19 protein-coding genes and 1 other RNA gene are annotated in these 17,782 nt (G+C 35.0%); 17 read left to right on the plus strand and 3 right to left on the minus strand.

Features of this window, described 5'->3' with window-relative positions:
- Window positions 1-3 precede the first annotated feature (3 nt).
- Complete coding sequence (locus GJV51_05685; protein QGM25489.1) at window positions 4-1,161, plus strand: ImmA/IrrE family metallo-endopeptidase; 1,158 nt, start codon at window positions 4-6, stop codon at window positions 1,159-1,161.
- A 69-nt stretch (window positions 1,162-1,230) separates the two neighbouring features.
- Here GJV51_05685 and GJV51_05690 read toward each other — a convergent pair whose 3' ends face one another.
- Window positions 1,231-1,542, minus strand: coding sequence for a helix-turn-helix domain-containing protein (locus tag GJV51_05690; protein ID QGM25490.1), 312 nt, complete (start codon window positions 1,540-1,542; stop codon window positions 1,231-1,233).
- Between the two features lie 195 nt (window positions 1,543-1,737).
- Here GJV51_05690 and GJV51_05695 point away from each other — a divergent pair, with 195 nt between their 5' ends.
- From GJV51_05695 to GJV51_05735, 9 genes are all read left to right on the plus strand, one after another.
- The gene (locus GJV51_05695; GenBank protein QGM25491.1) at window positions 1,738-2,439 is read left to right on the plus strand and encodes a hypothetical protein; all 702 of its coding nucleotides are present in this window, start codon (window positions 1,738-1,740) and stop codon (window positions 2,437-2,439) included.
- 273 nt (window positions 2,440-2,712) lie between these two features.
- Window positions 2,713-3,453: a hypothetical protein gene (locus GJV51_05700; GenBank protein ID QGM25492.1), complete on the plus strand. Its 741-nt coding sequence runs from the start codon at window positions 2,713-2,715 to the stop codon at window positions 3,451-3,453.
- Window positions 3,454-3,516: 63 nt separating this feature from the next.
- Window positions 3,517-3,903 carry a hypothetical protein gene (locus GJV51_05705; protein ID QGM25493.1) on the plus strand — a complete coding sequence of 129 codons (387 nt, stop codon included), beginning with the start codon at window positions 3,517-3,519 and terminating at the stop codon, window positions 3,901-3,903.
- 299 nt (window positions 3,904-4,202) lie between these two features.
- Window positions 4,203-4,511 (plus strand): hypothetical protein, encoded by a 309-nt coding sequence (locus tag GJV51_05710; protein QGM25494.1) that lies wholly within the window; start codon window positions 4,203-4,205, stop codon window positions 4,509-4,511.
- 105 nt (window positions 4,512-4,616) lie between these two features.
- A complete protein-coding gene (locus GJV51_05715) occupies window positions 4,617-5,003 on the plus strand; it encodes a hypothetical protein (GenBank protein QGM25495.1) in 387 nt (128 codons plus the stop codon).
- The gene (locus GJV51_05720; GenBank protein ID QGM25496.1) at window positions 4,990-6,339 is read left to right on the plus strand and encodes a cell division protein FtsK; all 1,350 of its coding nucleotides are present in this window, start codon (window positions 4,990-4,992) and stop codon (window positions 6,337-6,339) included. Before GJV51_05715 ends, GJV51_05720 begins: the two co-directional genes overlap by 14 nt.
- A 2-nt stretch (window positions 6,340-6,341) precedes the next feature.
- On the plus strand, window positions 6,342-7,577 hold the full coding sequence (locus GJV51_05725) for a hypothetical protein (GenBank protein QGM25497.1): 1,236 nt from the start codon (window positions 6,342-6,344) through the stop codon (window positions 7,575-7,577).
- Window positions 7,578-7,634: 57 nt separating this feature from the next.
- Entirely contained in the window at window positions 7,635-7,850 is a 216-nt protein-coding gene (locus tag GJV51_05730) for a DUF3173 domain-containing protein (GenBank protein ID QGM25498.1), read from the plus strand.
- A complete protein-coding gene (locus tag GJV51_05735; protein ID QGM26108.1) occupies window positions 7,843-9,126 on the plus strand; it encodes a tyrosine-type recombinase/integrase in 1,284 nt (427 codons plus the stop codon). Before GJV51_05730 ends, GJV51_05735 begins: the two co-directional genes overlap by 8 nt.
- A gap of 480 nt (window positions 9,127-9,606) precedes the next feature.
- Here GJV51_05735 and GJV51_05740 read toward each other — a convergent pair whose 3' ends face one another.
- Window positions 9,607-9,777 carry a hypothetical protein gene (locus GJV51_05740; GenBank protein QGM25499.1) on the minus strand — a complete coding sequence of 57 codons (171 nt, stop codon included), beginning with the start codon at window positions 9,775-9,777 and terminating at the stop codon, window positions 9,607-9,609.
- 580 nt (window positions 9,778-10,357) lie between these two features.
- Between GJV51_05740 and GJV51_05745 the strand changes: the two genes are divergently transcribed.
- The 7 genes from GJV51_05745 to GJV51_05775 all read left to right on the plus strand — a co-directional run bounded on the left by GJV51_05745 (window position 10,358) and on the right by GJV51_05775 (window position 16,680).
- A complete protein-coding gene (locus GJV51_05745) occupies window positions 10,358-10,585 on the plus strand; it encodes a CsbD family protein (GenBank protein QGM25500.1) in 228 nt (75 codons plus the stop codon).
- Between the two features lie 150 nt (window positions 10,586-10,735).
- Window positions 10,736-11,350 (plus strand): Holliday junction resolvase RecU, encoded by a 615-nt coding sequence (gene recU, locus GJV51_05750; protein ID QGM25501.1) that lies wholly within the window; start codon window positions 10,736-10,738, stop codon window positions 11,348-11,350.
- A 21-nt stretch (window positions 11,351-11,371) separates the two neighbouring features.
- Window positions 11,372-13,564, plus strand: a complete 2,193-nt coding sequence (locus GJV51_05755) for a carboxypeptidase (GenBank protein QGM25502.1) — start codon at window positions 11,372-11,374, stop codon at window positions 13,562-13,564.
- A 58-nt stretch (window positions 13,565-13,622) separates the two neighbouring features.
- Complete coding sequence (locus tag GJV51_05760) at window positions 13,623-14,189, plus strand: DUF1273 family protein (GenBank protein ID QGM25503.1); 567 nt, start codon at window positions 13,623-13,625, stop codon at window positions 14,187-14,189.
- Between the two features lie 75 nt (window positions 14,190-14,264).
- Window positions 14,265-14,663 carry a DivIVA domain-containing protein gene (locus GJV51_05765; protein ID QGM25504.1) on the plus strand — a complete coding sequence of 133 codons (399 nt, stop codon included), beginning with the start codon at window positions 14,265-14,267 and terminating at the stop codon, window positions 14,661-14,663.
- Between the two features lie 23 nt (window positions 14,664-14,686).
- Window positions 14,687-15,059: RNase P RNA component class B (gene rnpB / locus GJV51_05770), an RNA gene on the plus strand.
- Between the two features lie 148 nt (window positions 15,060-15,207).
- On the plus strand, window positions 15,208-16,680 hold the full coding sequence (locus tag GJV51_05775; protein ID QGM25505.1) for an ABC transporter permease subunit: 1,473 nt from the start codon (window positions 15,208-15,210) through the stop codon (window positions 16,678-16,680).
- Between the two features lie 55 nt (window positions 16,681-16,735).
- Here GJV51_05775 and GJV51_05780 read toward each other — a convergent pair whose 3' ends face one another.
- On the minus strand, window positions 16,736-17,764 hold the full coding sequence (locus tag GJV51_05780) for a beta-propeller fold lactonase family protein (GenBank protein QGM25506.1): 1,029 nt from the start codon (window positions 17,762-17,764) through the stop codon (window positions 16,736-16,738).
- Between the last annotated feature and the right edge of the window lie 18 nt (window positions 17,765-17,782).

The following is a 17,782-nucleotide window of genomic DNA, read 5'->3' on the forward strand; positions in this document are numbered from 1 at the left end:
ATTATGTTTAATGGGAATCGTTTGAAGGAAGCTAGAAATTTTTGTAGATTATCTATAACTGAGCTTGCAAGTAAAATAGGAGTAACAAAACAGATGATTTCGAAATATGAAACGGGAAAATCTGAGCCTAGTTCTGAAACAATGTTCAAAATTATTCAATCATTGAAATTTCCAAATAGTTTTTTTGTTACGGATGATTCTAAGATTACTATCTCAAACAATGAAACCTTTTTTCGCTCCAGATTTACTGCCACACAAAAACAAAAGTCACCAACTGAAACAATCAAGAACGTTGCATATATGTATCGCGATTTTTTGGAAGATTATATTGATTTTCCTACAACAAAAAAAATTAAGCTTGATGAAGGTGTGGACGCTGAGTTAGCTTCTGAATTATTAAGAAGTGAATGGGCACTAGATCAATTGCCTATTTATAACATGGTAAATTTACTTGAAGTGAAAGGATTTGTAATAGCAACTATTCCGGATTATTTGGACAAAGTAGATGCTTTTAGCGGACTTGAAGTAATAAATGGAAAAGAATATTATATTATATTTATTGACAAAAAGAACACAAACTTCTTTCGTAACCAATTTACGGTAGCGCATGAATTAGGGCATTACATTTTGCATTCAGAAAATATCGACCCTTTGGAATTAAATCATGAAGAGTATAAACAAATGGAGCAAGAAGCAAATGATTTTGCTTCAGCATTTTTAATGCCTGCTTTGGAATTTAGTAAAGACGTAGAGGTTTTAGGCTATGTCAGAAGTGTAGATCAATTAATTCATTTAAAAACTAAATATCATGTTTCCCTTGGTGCTATTATAATGCGTATAAAAAAGTTAAAACTTTGGGGATTAGATGATGTTGTTCGCTTGCAAAAACAAATGAGTTCAAAGGGTTACAGAAAACAAGAACCGTTGGATAAAGATAGAGAATTGGCTTTGCCTCAGAGTTTGTGGGAAGGTTCAGAATTATTGGTAAAAAATAATGTTGTTGAAGCTAGTAGTATAGCCGATATGATTAATAATAAATTCAAAAAAGAGTATCCAACGAATTTAATAGAAAATGTAGTTAATCTTCCTGATGGATATTTAAATAAAGGAGAATCAATGCAAGATAAACTAAGCTTGAAAAAGCTAATTGATGTTATGTGATTTTCTGATATATTTTGAAATGATACTAAAAAGGCCACAAATTGATAAAAATGTGGCCTTTTTTAGTTCTTACTGCTTATCAATATTTTTATTGGACTTTTCAATTGTAGCAATGAACTGTAAAATGCTACTGCTTTGTTCAGCTGTTAAACCTCCAAGTTTGAAAGTTAAGTTGTCTGAAAGACCCAAAAGATAGTCAGCAGAAACACCCAAAGTATCACAAATCTTAACGAGGGTCTCTACAGAGGGATAGGATGCCGATTGTTCATAAGCTGAAACAGTAGCTTTACTAAGGTCTAAGTGTCTTGACAACTCAAGCTGTGTAATATTTTTTGATTTTCTAGCGGCTTTAAGTCTTTCACCAAAAATATCTATTCGCATATTAATTTACCTCCACAAATTCTAACAAATATAGGTACTTGTATAGATAGTACAAGGTAAGTGCTATATTGATCTTTATGATTTAATATGCTAATATTATTATTGCAAAATGAGATAAAGAAAATAGCGAAATAGTAGCTGCGCTAATTATCAAGAAAAGCGTTAAATTAAAAATTATTTGTGGAGAAGAAAATAATGAAAAATAAATCGAATACTTTATTCCAAAGTGTTAAGCCGTGGCAAATCATTCTTTTAACTATTGGAATTATTCTAGTACTAGGTGTTTTTATTTTTAGAAAGACTAATCATAATAGTATTCAAAATAATGAAAGAGATAAAGTACATATAAATCATACTTCATATCAATATAAGGGCATTTCAGAAGTCAAAACAAAGCAAATTCAGAAAGCAACAACAGCTGTTGATAAAGCACTGACGGAACGTATTCAAAATGAGAAAAACGATGATGACGTAAAATTAGCAAACAAATTAAGTTCAAATATTAAAAGTGACGATAATGATACACATGAAATTAGAAAAGCGTATGAAAATGTGATGATGGTTGTTAATGGGTCGAGTATTGATAGATTGCAAGTTGCTCGATCTTATCTTGCTAATTTAAGCAATACCACATTATCAAAAGAGCTTGAAAATAAATTTACTGAAAAAATGGTTACAGCAACTGCTAGAGATATTAGTGACACGCCGTCTTATGTTGAAAGCCAAACAAAACCACTAACAAAGGAGAAATTGAAACTCAAAGAAGCTGAAATGGTAAAAAAAGATGCTAAGGCTAAAGCTGATTATGATGCACAAGTTAGAAATACACAAGCTGCTTCATCAGAAGATGCTGAGAATGAGAAAACTTGGTCATCAAATGCAACTGTTACACCGTAATCAACATCACACTCACAAACAATAGATACACAATTGACTAAATATTATATAAATAACCATCAATACACCAGTAACAATAATAGTAGTATAAATTATTGCGTAAGCAGGTACATCAAAACATACAATCAATCCATATATCGTTACTGATGCCCTTAATGATTCAAATTTTGATAAAAATGTTTGGAAAAATTAACAGTAATTTACATATAAAATGATGTATCTGTGCTTCTAATTATGGTGAAAGAATTAATCGAGCAAAGAGGTATTAGAAAAATGGAAAAAGCTGATATTCCAGGTAAATGGAATTTATATGAATTTGCAGGGTTACCTGATTTTTTTCACTGGGACAGAGGAGAAAAGGCCGATCGTATCTATAGTGAACGTACTGAGAAAATTGAAAAAACACAACTTTTGTATAAGCGAATCACTATTTTATCGCTTGTGTTAGGAATTTGGCTTTCACTGGCAATCATTGGAATTCCATTTCTGTTTGTTGCCTTTATCTTCAGAAAAAATGGTAGGTTAGGAAAGAAACTGACAGCCGAGCTTAATGAATCACAAAGACAGTTTAAAAAGGTTTGGTATGCCCATACGGATATTTTTGTAGAACCATTAGCGAAAAAATTCATGCATGGACAGTGGAAGATGTTTAGACACAACAGGATATGCCTAATTTATAGCAGTGAGAGGATTATTTATTTTGATGTGGACGAAGAACTGTTAGTGGTTTACAATATCCAAAATATTAAAGACGTAAGTCGAGAACGCTTGCATACGGGTGCTCAGACAAATGGCATGTCTAATTCAGTTGGTGGAGCAACAGTTGTCGGTAATACAGGATTAACAGTTGGTGGCGCGCAAACTGCCACACAATCAAATACAATCGATTTTTATGAATGGCATTTTGATATTTTAACCGATTTTTTTGATTATCCTAAAGTATCAATGGTATTACCAGACTCACAAAGCGTTGAAGATTTCATTGGTAAAGCGTATGCAATCTTGAAGCCTTAATGATGTATAGTTGTTCATTTATAGCAATCAGTGTGAGTTTTATTATAGATTTGAAGGAAAAATATGAACAGTTTAAAAATGAAGCAGTTATTATCCAGTAAGCGCGTGTTAATAGGAGGTGTTGCATTTTTTTTGGTAAGTACTATTATTTGTATGATATTATTGCTACCAAAACATCTACAAGGGAAGTATTCACATACTACAAATATGTTTTTAGTTACATCAACTGATACTTTGGAATTTAATGGAAACAAGGTTACTGAGTACACCGATGGACGTAAAACAAATATTGGTACTTATAAATTATCTGATAAAACATTAGAAATTAAAATTAATGGGTATTCAATGACCGCAAATCTCTCAAATGATAAAAAATCTTTTACCGTTAAATCTGCTAGCGGTGTTGCTGAGCTAGCTAAAGGTTTTGAATATACTAAATCGAATAAATAATTTATTTGTGGCTAACTACCAAAGTACAATTTGAAAAGAAATAAAACATATCTTTTGACATTATTCGATACAAATGATACTATTATGGTATAGGAAGCAACAACTCTAGCAAAAAAGCCGTGATAACGGATAATCGCATCGCACCTATCTAATGATAACGTGACGGGTGCGATTTTTGATATACAGAAGCGCCCCGTCCAATTGGATGGGGCGCTTTTATGCATTACAGAGTATCAATGGTAACTGTTAGAGATGACTTTATGACAAATACTAATTAAACCGAACTGAAGGAGAATCTGATGAAAAATAAGAATAGCTGTATTTGTAAAGATACAAAAGTAGATAGGTATAAGCACTCAATGATAAGTAAAGATAATTTATCCATAATAGAAATTAAAAAAAGTGACATTTTAAATGCCATTGATATTTTGGAATCCGAGGTATTCTGTCATTGGTCAATCATCAAATTAAGGTTCCCACAGATATGTATTCCGCTGGGCCCAATAACTATTAAGGTTATTGGAGAAAAAGAGTATATTCATTGTTTGCATGATTTAATAGCCCTTTTATATGTTAGAAATTGGAATCAAATGTACAGTCGAAAATAGGTATTCAATTATTTATTGAAATACGACCAAACAAAAACCACGATGTCGTTAAACTCTTGGTAGCAACGAAAGAAACTACAATAAAGTAGTTATAGGTATATTTTTATGGCTTTACAAAATACATGGGCGTTTACTCAAACAACGTTCAACGATAATAAGTTTAAGAACCAAACAAACAATCAGTTTGTTATGGTTTCACAACGACCTTATGCGAGCAAGAAAAATCCTCAAGATATTGGTGTGTCACTGACTCTCCAAGTTGTCAAAGATACTGGTGATTATGGATTTGATAAGCATACTGGTATGAAGCGAGACAATAATGTTTTTAACACATTTGATGTTACGATATTGAATCGCGTTCAACATCTTGATGCACAAAAGGGTGATATCATTCGCCTGGGTGACATGATTACTGAAAAAACCTTCATTATTGGGTTTGATCTCATTCTACGTTATAAGAATGTACAGGTGATTAAGCGTGAAACGAAGTAAAATAAAAACGTCGCGTTATTTGCGTGGACAACTTTTGCTGATGTTGGAATCCTTGTTACTAGTACTTGTAACAGGGATTTTCCTTTTAAACAAGTTCTTGTCGTTTGATATATCAGCGACCATATTTGACAGTATTATTTGTTTATTCTTTACTATTCTGCTATCTTCAATCGTACTTTGGGGATATCGAAACCATCTTTTTAAAGGCGTCAAATATGCTTTTAGACACTACATAATTTGTTTATCTATTAGGCGTTCTTTAATTGACTCTGATTATTTTGTTATACGTCAATTTTTTGAGAATGATGTAATTAAATTGCCAAAAATTAGTTTGTTGTTCGAAGATAACTATCAACGAGCGATACTGTTAATTGAAAACAGAGTAAATTATATACATCGGTTGGATAATGTTCAGTTGTCAAGTGCTTTGAAAAGTTTTGTTGTTGAAAACTCGTATTTAACAAAAAACGAAAACTATTATTGCTTTGAGTTATTTGATAGTCAATTTGAACGACGGTTAACTTTTGATTCTGTTGCGGATATGTATGCTTTCAGTTCTCATATCAGTAATACCGAATTATTCATTGATAAAATTACACAAGTTCCATTACATCATTCGCTAATAGTTGGTCAAACTGGCTCAGGGAAAACATATGGAGTTTATTCATTCTTGCTCCAGATGCTCAATAAGCCGATAAATTATCATCTATTTTTAGCTGATCCAAAAGGGTCAAGTCTTTCAGTTATTGGAGATATTTTAAATCAAAAATGTACTGCGGAAGATGTTGACGAAATTATTAACTTGTTACGTCAGTTTAACAATAAAATGGAATATCGAAAATCTAAGTTGAAGGCTAAGTTACCTTCAAAACTAGAAGCTTCATATATAGATTTTGGATTTCCTCCATATGTGTTTATATTTGATGAGTATGCTGCTTTTCAAAGTGTAGTTCAGACAATGGACAAAAAGCATCGTGATGAAGTAAATAAGTTAATCTCTCAAGTTGTTCTTCAAGGACGTCAACTAGGTTTCTTTCTTTTTATTGTGATGCAAAAGAGTGATAGTAGTTCTTTGCCTACGATGATTCGAGACAATTTGCCATTGAAGATTGTTTTGGGCAATGCTGAACAACAAACTTACGTGACGGCTTTTGGAACAGGCGTAGAAATTCCAAACTATAATTTTCGTATTGGGGAAGGTGTGTTCACTTATCCGGGCATTGCTAACAATCCCAAAATTTGTGCATTTAGTAATCTTAATTTTGATATTAATGATGCTTTTCAGTCCAAGCGGGGGTTATGTAATAACCCCCGCTCCATGAAAAAAAGAGGTTGATAATGAATCCAATACTATTACTCGGAATTGATGAATTCACAATGGTGTTAACTATAAGTAAAACGAAAATTACAACGCTGGCTGAGTGGTCAAACATCGCAATAAAATGCATTAAAAAATTCAGCCAGATGACTGATCTGGAAAATATATTTGGGAAGCAAGCACCATTAGAAAGCAAAACACCTCAAGGGTACACTATGGGTTATCAATATGGAAATAACCCATTCTATTTTGCAATAGCATACCACCCAGATAATATTCAAATGGGTATTGTCGTTAAGTTTTCAGCATATGCATGGGCATATTATTGTGAACAGTATCAATCATATTATCAGAAATCAATGAACATCAAACAATTTCTAACTGTGACTGATACGGATGATTTTCATTCTCGTCTAAGTCGAATTGACTTTACTGCCGACTTTCAAAATTGGAATTTCACAGTTGATGATATATATCGCCACATAACAGATGGGTCGTGGATAATTAAAAATGCTGAGGGAAAGAAAAATCCATCAGGTATTTCAGCCCATGAAATTAACAAGGTTGTTGAAACGTTCTACGTTGGTTCAAAGAGAGGTAATACCAGACTTTTTTTGAGAGTTTACGATAAGCATTTGGAACAGATGGAACAACCTAGTTTTAGGTATGAAGAAGCTTTGTCTGTAAGTAGTTGGGTGAGGCTCGAAGCAGTGTTTAAAGGTAAATATGCTCACCAAATTACAGAGAGCATTCGCACAGAACTAAATTATGAAGAAACTGCTTTAAAGGCGTTTATAGCTAGTAAAATGATGGAAAAATATCGTTTTGTGAGTATAGATGATAATATGTATGCCGAACCAACTGTAGCATTAGTGAATGCTGTTGAAGACTATCAGTTTGGCAGTTTGCGTTTAGAAAGTCCTCGTGATAATGAACTCGTCAAATCAATACGACATCTTATGAAAACATCAGGTCTGTATACAACTATGTATAAATGTGATGAAATTTGGGGTAAAAATGCAGGTATGGAACTTATATGGCGTTTAGCTCATGCATATCAATTTTGGAATCATCCATCTGATGATGCTATTCGTTGGGTGAATATTCATCGTAAAGAGATGGAAAAAACAACATTACAAGAATTATTTATGGATATTGGAATTAATCAAGAAGTAGTGCAGAAGAATAAAAAAGAGACCATTACTACGCCTCCTAAAGCAAATAGTAATGGCTCTATTCCTGATGTAGAGTTTTAATCTACGCATATATTATCTCATGCTTCTTGTTCGAATGAAAGAAATGAGAACAAAAATATGAAATCTACAATTTGTAAACAAGACTTGGTTCAATTAGGGTATAAAGAACATACGGCCCGTAGTTTGATTTGCCAAGCCAAAGCTATTATGGTACAACAGGGTTATCCGTTTTACAACAATCGACGTCTGGGACGTGTCCCGACAAAAATTGTTGAGTCAATTATTGGCACAAAACTTTATTTAAATAGTGGAGTGATTAATAATGATGAATAAAATGCAAGAAACTACAAAATATAGTGGAGTCTTTAAAGATTTGAAAAGTGGAATGTATTTCTACCAAACAGAACTTGGAATTGACCGAATAACTGGTAGAAGGGTGAGAAAGAAGTCACGTAAAGATTTAACAGGGCGCCCATTTAAAACGGCTATATCTGCAAACAAAGAACTAACACGGGTTAAGAGAGAGTATTACCAAGCTAACAGCTATGCTAATTATCAAATGACGTATCGTGAGTTTTTAGAACAAATATATATTCCTGCATATAGAACGGAAGTTGAAACAAGCACATTTTTAGTTCGTAGAGGGGCGTTAATGAAATTTTGTGAACGTTTTGGCGCTAAACAACTACGAAATATTAATATTGAAGATGTTCAAAATTATCGTACGTACTTATTAACTGATAGGGATGTGGGCGGCGCAGGATATTCGCAAGCGTATGCCAGTTTGATATTTGGAATGTTTCGAAAAACTTTAGATAAAGCAGTTGCTCTGAGATACTTAGAATATAATGTTTCTAAGCGAATTGATGCCATTCCAAAGTCAAAAGCTATTGTTCCTTACTGGACTGCTAACGAATTTGAGAAAGTTATTAAACAAATTTATGTTGGTGATTTTTTAGAAAATCTTTATTTCGTTATGTTATGGGTTTACTTTATGACAGGCGTACGTGTTAATGAAGGTATGGCACTTTACTGGGGCGACGTTGATTTAGACAAGAAGTTTATGCGAGTACATCACATGCTGTTTTTACAATCCCGTAGAAATTGGACACGTAAAAATTATACTAAGACCACAGGTGGAAAACGTACTATTTCTTTAGATGATACAACGATTGACATTCTTAGAAAATGGCGAAGAAGACAAACACAAGTGGGGCTTGGTAAAGACCATAATTTCATTTTCACTTATGATGGCTTGCCTATGATTAAATCAACCTTATCTCGTGTCATCCAACGATACGCAAAAGCTGCAGGTGTGCATTCTATTCAAGGGAAGGGCTTGCGTCATAGTCACGCTTCATACCTCATTAATGAGTTTAATGTTTCAGTTCTAGTTTTATCTAAGCGTCTTGGGCACAGTGGCCCAGATATTACTTTAAAAAACTATGCACATATGTGGGTAGGTGCTGACAGTGCTATCGTAGAGCAAATGAATGGAAATATCAAAGTAAACACTGCTGAAAAGACTTTAGTAAAGTTTCATGGAAATCAATCTATAATTGGTTTGGGTAAACTTGATTCCCCACCAACCTCCCCACCAAAGCAGTGAATAGATGATTAATTTGCTGATATATCAGTGCTTTCATAGATGGTTTACCTATTGAGTGGGAATAGACTTCAATTAAAAATAAACCTCTTTTGAGGTTTATTTTTTTTCGACAAATTAGCTATCTTGATTTAATTAATATTACGTCCAGAAGGACTTTTTATTTCAAAAAATTATTGCGGTTTTCCCAGAGATATGAAATTGCTAAGATAAGCAATCCTAAGTTAGAAGCAATAATAGCAAAAGTTGGCTGGCTCATAATCCAACTAATCAAAGATGCAAACATAAGTATGAGTGAAATCATTAAAACAAAAACAGATACTTTTTTCATAAAACATTCTCCCTAATTTTGATTGCTTAAAAATAAATGTAAAACATCGGATACAACTACTACCGTTCATGTTATCACAGCAATTATTTTTATTCAAATAGCCCGCTTTTGTAAACAAAGCGGGCTATTATTTGGCCTAGTAAAATTAATTTTTATAGTGATGGAATAAATATGAAGCACAGATAGATGAGCACAATAATTTGTACTACAATGCCAACAACAGTGGTGATGATTATATAACGATTGTGAAGAATCAATCCAGCGATTAAAAATGATGTTAATAGCAGGGTTAGAATAAGTAATAATGAAAAGGGCACTATCATATTCTCCGATGTTTTTGCTATTGCTATTTTATCACAAATAAGCTGAGAAAAATCCAACGGAATATGGATTTTTATACAGTTACTGAGTCTGAATTGGTAGATAATTTAGGTGAACATAAAGAAACGAAAAAAGCAAAACAGTATAGTTTGAATAGCAATACCAAACGAGGTGATCATGATTGTTCCGCGGCTATGAATTATAATTCCAACGAATAAAAAAGTCATTAAACAGAGTGTTACGAATAAAATAAAAATATAGAGAAAAATAATTGTCATGATGACTCCTTATTAAGCTTAGTAAAAATTATATCAAATTCTGTAAAGAGCGTACACAATCGATTTTGAAAATAAATTCTGATATAGACAGACCATCCACAAAAATGAGTGAATGGCATGTGACGTGAAGATATAATTCGATTATTAACGAGGATTAACTATAAATTAAATGACTAATTGCTTTTCTATGATGAAAGAGCAGGTGTTAAGTATACAAAGGGACTTACTGTGCGTTATTTACAAGCGCTTACATTTGAGTTATACTGGACTTGTAACATCAAATAAAGTTCAAGGAGGACATTATATGTCAGTTGAAGAAAAGTTTGATAATGCTAAGGACAAGGTTGCTGGTAAAGCAAAAGAAGTTGAAGGCAAAGTTACCGGTGACAAGAGTCGTGAAGCACAAGGTAAGGCACAGGGACTTTTTGGTAAGGCAAAAGATAAATTATCTGATGCTGCCGAAGCCGTTAAGGATTCTGCTGAAGATGCAGTTGATGCTGTCAAAGATGGTGTTGAAAAGTTGAAAAAATAGTCAGTAAAACCGTCCGACTACATCCTTAGTTGGACGGTTTTTGAGTGATTTATAACACGAGCAGTTACAATGCTTAACCTAATTATGGTTAAGTTCTTTTTTATGGTAAAATAAAAAATATATATTTTACAGAAAATATTGAGAGTTGCGATGACAATTAATTATCCAGTCGGTACTCATCATTTCAAGACGTTAAAAAATAACACATTGCGTACCGGTAAAACAACTAAAAAAGTATTATTTGGTAAGCGAGGTATGGGGCTGGAAGATGAAATTAATCTTGCAAATGACTATTACCTTGCTAATCGTTTGGCAGTAGTTCATAAAAAACCTACACCAATAACTATCGTAAAAGTTGACTATCCTGTTCGCTCTGCTGCCAAAATTACAGAAGCTTATTTTAAACAAGCTTCTACAACTGATTACAATGGTGTTTATCAAGGAAAGTATATTGACTTTGATGCAAAGGAAACAAAAAATAAAACGTCATTCCCTTTGAAAAATTTTCATGAACATCAAATTTCTCATTTAGCAAGTATTTTGTCCCAAGGTGGCGTTGGGTTTGTTATTATCAAATTTACGAGTTTAAATGAGAATTATGTCTATCCTGCTAGCGAATTAATACAACAGTGGCAACATTTGAATGGCAAACAATCAATTTCTTATCAAGAAATAGTTGATAAGAGTTTTGTTGTGCCTGAAAGTTTAAATCCGAGTTTGGATTATCTTACAGCTGTGGATAAAATGCTTGAAGCATTACATTAAATTTTAGGAGTTTTCAATAGTATGGCAAATGACAAAGCGAATCAATGGTCGCGTGTAAATCGTAATCACAAAATGTACGACCAATATCCTGCACAAGAACCACCACGTCCACCAAAACCAAATGATCCAAAGGGCAGTGGACCCAGAAAGCCAAGAAAAACTAAAAAGAAACGTCGTTGGATATTAGCCATATTTTTGTGGCTATTTACTCTTGGTTTGATTGCTGTGTTAGCGGGAACAGCAGTATTCTTCACTTATGCAAATGATGCGCCTAATATTACAGAGTCAGATTTAGCTTCGGAAAACTCCACACAACTCTTAGATTCTAAGGGAAACGTCTTTTGGAGTATGGCTACTCAGGATCGTGATTATGCTAATTCTAACGAGATACCCAAACAATTGAAACAAGCTGTGGTTTCTATTGAAGATCGACGTTTTTACAAACATCAGGGTGTAGACCCAATACGTATTGCCGGAGCTGCAATTTCAAACATCAAGGGTTCCTCTTTAGGGATGCAAGGCGGATCTACTCTGACTCAACAATTAGTTAAACTGTCTGTCTTTAGTACATCAACGGCTGACCAAACATTTAAACGTAAGGCGCAAGAGGCATGGTTAGCTTTACGTGTGGAAAAGAATTTTAATAAAAATCAAATTTTGACTTTTTACATGAACAAAGTTTACATGGGCCACGGCGTTTACGGAATGAAAACAGCTTCAGAATACTTTTATGGTAAAGCGTTAACTGATCTTTCCTTGCCGCAATTAGCCTTGCTTGCTGGTATGCCACAATCACCAACTTACTATGATCCTTATTTAGAGGACGCCACGGCTGCAAAGGAACGTCGTGACACAGTTTTGAAAGCTATGGTTACCTATGGTGCGATTACATCAAATCAAGCAACAGAAGCCATGAAAGTACCTGTCAACGATGGTTTACAAGATTTAAATGCTAAAACAGAGGCGGCTAACAGCACTCGTCAAATTACTGATGGTTACGCTTCATCAGTAATAGCGGAAGCTAAAAAACTCGGTTATGATACAACAAAAGCTGGTTTGAAAATCTATACTAATATGGATTCTAATTTGCAACAATCACTTTATGATAATGCTAATGATGGTTCTGTTGCTTTCACTAGTGATGAATTACAAATCGGTGCGACAATGACAGATCCAAATAATGGACACGTTATAGCCCAAATTGGTGGACGTAATGTGAATACTTTGCAGGCGCTTAACCGAGCAACTAGCCAAAACCGTTCATCTGGTTCGTCGATTAAGCCATTACTAGATTACGGACCAGCAATTGAGTACCTTAACTGGCCAACTTACCGAACAGTTGAAGATAAGAAATACAAATATAATGGCACCAATATAAATGTTTACAACTGGGATAAAAAATACATGGGAAACATTACCATGCGTACAGCATTAACACAGTCGCGAAATGTTCCTGCAATTAAGACCTTAGAAGAGGTTGGTGGTTCGAATGCCGAAAAGTTTGTTAATGGGTTAGGTATTATGACAAACTCAACACCGGGTGGGTCAATGGCGATTGGAATCGATCTTTCAACCGAACAAGAGGCAGCAGCTTTTGGTGCTGTTGCTAATGGTGGTGTTTATTATAAGCCAACTTATATTTCTAAAATTGTCACCGCAGATGGCACAACCCATAACTACACGTCAAATGGCACACGTGCGATGAAGAGTAGTACAGCCTTTATGTTAACGGACATGATGAAGGGGGTTATCAAGCCTAATGCAACCGCAGCAGATGCTGAAATTCCTGGGTTATATCAAGCTGGTAAATCTGGGTTAGTGGCTTATGCAGATGATGCTGGAATGCCTGATAAAGCGATATCAGATGCGTGGTTTACCGGATATACAAAATCATACGCGCTCTCTGTATGGACTGGATTTGATGTTCCTAGTAAAAATTATATTCCATGGACAGAACAAGATTTACCGGCGCAGTATTATGCCAAAGTGATGGCGTATGCTATGCAAAACAAGTCCAATGTCGATTGGACTGTACCAGATACGGTTAACGCTAAAGTGAAGGGGAACATTGTTGAATATGAAGTTAAAGATGCTTCTTGGAGCAATGGTGGGCTGCCGAGTGTAAACTCTATTGCGCAATCTGGGGAAACCCCATCTGAAGCAGGAATCAGTGCAAACTCTGCTTCGACTGGGTCTACAACTGGCAACAATTAACTTATATTGTACTGGTCTTGCTTTAATGGCAAGACCTTTTCTTATAGAGGAGGATACCATGCGACTTTGGGTAACGGGTTATCGAAGCTATGAGCTAGGAACCTTTGGTGACAAAGATCCTAAAATTAAAGTTATCAAGTATGCATTACATCAAACGCTAAAAGAACAGATTGATAATGGATTGGAATGGGTTATCACTGGGGCCCAATTAGGCATCGAGCAATGGACAATTGAAGTCGTTGCTGATATGAAGAAAGAATACCCGCAGCTTAAATTGGCTGTGATGTTGCCTTTTAAACAGTTTGGCAGTCAATGGCGTGAAGATAATCAAGTTAAATTGCAGAAATTGATTGCACAAAGTGACTTTTCTGAAAGCGTATCGACTAAACCCTTTCAATCACCAATTCAACTCAAAAATTACCAGAAGTTTATGTTGGCACACACAGATAGTGCATTGTTCTTTTATGATACGGAATTTGAAGGCAAGACATTGTTTGATTTCCAAGTTGTAACAAATTATCAAACACAAACACCATATCCGCTTGTTCAAGTGGACATGTATCAGTTACAAGAGTATGCATCGGAACTTGAAGAAAAAATAAATGAAAGCCATTATGATTATTAGTATTAAAAACACCTTGTAATTTATTAGAATTATTGGTAACATAGATTAAGTAAAAAAATAATCGAGGTATGGCTTGTGGAACAAGTAAAATACACGCAAAAAGACATTTTGGAACGCGTCTTTAAGCAGAAACGTATGGGGGTCGGTTATGACCCTGCTGATGTTGACAGCTTTCTAGATGATATTATTAAAGATTACGGTGCATTTGGTAGCCGTGTTGATCAACTAAAAAGTGAAGTGGCTCGTTTACAAGTTGCTTTGAAAGATGCACAAGATCAACTAGTTGCTGTTAAACAGCAACAAAGTGTTGCACCGCAACAACCAGTTCAAACTGTTTCTCAATCTCAGCCGGTTGAGGATCAAAGACAAGTAGCAGTCGCACAGCAAGCGGCAGTAACTAACTTAGATTTGATTAAGCGTGTTGCTAATTTGGAACGCGTAGTGTTTGGACGCGATCACAGTAGTGCTGAATAAATAAAAAGATAATAATTTTTGCAAGTATCGGGTAATTGCGCGTTATATTTCTAACGTGAGGAAGGTCCATGCTCGTACACTCTGAGATGAGCGTAGTGTTTGTGCTGGGATAAAAAATAAACCCAGGAACAGTGATGTTACGGCAGTCGAAAAGGCTAAGGCTTAGGCTATGTCCGAATAGGCTCGAAGGTGCCATAGAAACGTATATGCTAGTGAAAGCTAGTATTTGAGACGAGGTAAACCCCACAAACGGGCAACCCAAACTTTTGGTAGGGGCGGCTGGCCTAGTGAAATGAAGCGATGGTCGGTATGGTTCGTTTTAGCGAACTTAGATAGATGATTACCGAAGGTGTAATGTTACCTGCATTACACTGGAACAAAACATGGCCTATAGATACTTGCAACAGGTGGACTCGCTTCGGCGAGTTTTTTTGTATAAAAAATTTAATTATTCAATATATTTTGGATATCTACGTTTTTTTATTGTATAAAAATTCAAATCAAGGTAAAATTAGTAATGTTGTTTCACATGAGGAGAAAATAAATGAATAGTATAATAAAAAAAATATCAATCGTGATAATGACGATTACAATGTTACTGCCATTGTTAGCAGTTTTACCAACTCACGCTGATGCTGCGACTACAGATCCAGCCCTGGCTAAAATAAAGAAAAAAGGGACATTAGTAATTGGTCTGTCAGCAGATTATGCACCATTTGAATTCCACGCTACGGTCGACGGACGTGATCAAATTGTTGGTTTTGATGTTGAGATGGCTAAAAAAATCGCTAAGGATCTTGGTGTTAAACCTGTTATTAAAGAAATGGGATTTGATGGTTTAATCGGTGCTTTGCAAACGGGTAAAATTGATGTCATTGTTTCAGGTATCAACTCTACGCCAGAACGAGAAAAAGTGGTCGATTTCTCAAATCCATATATGAAGCCTTTACAGACTGTAATGGTTTTGAAGAAAGATGCTTCTAAATATAGTGGCAATCTGAATTCTTTTTCTGGTAAGAAAATTGGTGCACAAAAACAAACGACTCAAGAAACTTATGCTCAAGAACATATGAGTGGATCAACAGTAGTCAGTCTGCAAAAAGTTCCTGATTTGGTTGCACAATTATCTACTGGCAAAATAGCTGGAATTGTTCTGAATGAACCAATATCTAAAGCCTATACACAACAAAATAAAGCCTTTAAAATTATTTATCCAAAGCCTTCTTCTGGAGAAGGGGCAGTTTCAATCGCAATGCCTAAAGACTCTCCAGTTTTGAAATCCAAAATCAACAAGTCACTTGACAATATCATTAAGTCAGGTGAATTAGAAAATTATCAAAAGAAAGCTAATAAATTAATGTTTGCGGATCAAAGTTTCTGGGCTAAATACGGTAATTTGTTTGTTAAGGGAACATTGTTGACACTGGCCTTAGCTGCAGTAGCAGTAGTTTTGGGTATCGTTCTTGGAACAGTCTTTGCATTATTCAAGTTATCTCCCAACGCCATTTTAAGAATTATTGGTAATGTTTATGTTGAGTATGTTCGTGGTACACCGTTGCTAGTACAAGCGTTTATGGTATTTTTCGGTACGCAAGTCATTGGTTTGAATTTATCAGCTTTTGCTGCTGGTGCTCTGGCAATGGGACTTAATTCAGCTGCTTATGTTGCTGAAATTATTCGTTCAGGAATCAATTCTGTTGACTTTGGGCAAACTGAGGCATCGCGCTCACTTGGATTGTCAAAAAGTAAGACAATGCGATTTGTCATACTACCACAAGCGGTGAAAAATATTTTACCTGCTCTAGGAAATGAATTCGTGACAATTATCAAAGAAGGTTCGGTTGTCTCTGTTATTGGTGTTGGTGAATTAATGTTCCAAACTGGTGTCGTTCAAGGCGCTAGTTTCAAACCATTTTTCCCATTAGTAATTGCATCGTTGATTTACTTCGTTTTGACATTTGGAATCAGTCGTTCATTGGGCTACGCCGAAAAACGTATGAATCGTAGTTCACGATAAGTTAATTTAATGTAAATAAAAAAGGATACATCTATTAATGATGTATCCTTTTTCATTATTCAAATAATACGCGAACACCTTCTGGAACTGTGAAGTCTTTTTGAAGCAGTGATAATTCGCCGGACTCGTTGTCACGAGCGTATAATGATACGTTGTCGGTATCTTGATTAGCAACCACTAAGAATTGTTCTGATTCATCCCAATTCATGTCTCTTGGGAACTTACCTTCGGTACTAATTAATTGAATCCGTTCGATTTCAGATCCAAGATTAGTGGTTTTGAAGACTGCTACTGAGTTATGACCACGATTTGAAACATATATGAAGCGACCATCTTTACTAATTCGGATTGCAGCAGCCCCGTTATGTGCTGTCCAATCTGATGGTATAGTTGGTGCTGTCTGTACGTGTTCAAAAGAACCATCGTCACTATTGTATTTCAAAACACTGAGTAGACTTGATAATTCACCGAGAAGGTAAGCATACTGACCATCTGGTGAGAAGCGAATGTGACGAGGGCCAAAACCATCCTCTGCATTGAAACGTGAAGCTTCAGATAATTTACCATTATCTGATACGTCAAAGGTAATCACTTCATCCGTACCTAAATCAACTGCAACTAAACGGTTGTCGGGAGTTAAATTGCTAAAATGAATATGTGAAGATCCTTGTTCAGGACGAGGACCTGAGCCTTCATTTTGCCAAGTGTCAGTTAAACTCAAATTACCATCATCCTTGATTTGGTAAACTTCAACAGTTCCACGGTGATAATAACCTGCATAAACGAGTTGACGATCTTCATCAACACCAATATATGCTGGTGCAGATCCTTCACTTAATTGTGCATCAATTTCAGCAAGAGGGCGAACAGAATTGTCAAATGTAACAACACCACCTTGACCATCACGGTTCTCAACCGCATAGATTTTACTAGCTTTTGACATTGCCAGATAAGTTGGATTTGTCAAACCGCCAACAAATGTTGAGTTTTGTAATAATTTTTTCTCTGTATCAAGCTCAGCTTCATATATGCCTTTTGACACACGCTTTGTGTACGTACCAAATAGAATTTTATAGACTGCCATTATATAGTAGCTCCTTTG

The sequence above is a fragment of the Leuconostoc mesenteroides subsp. mesenteroides genome, assembly GCA_009676745.1.
GTDB lineage: Bacteria > Bacillota > Bacilli > Lactobacillales > Lactobacillaceae > Leuconostoc > Leuconostoc koreense.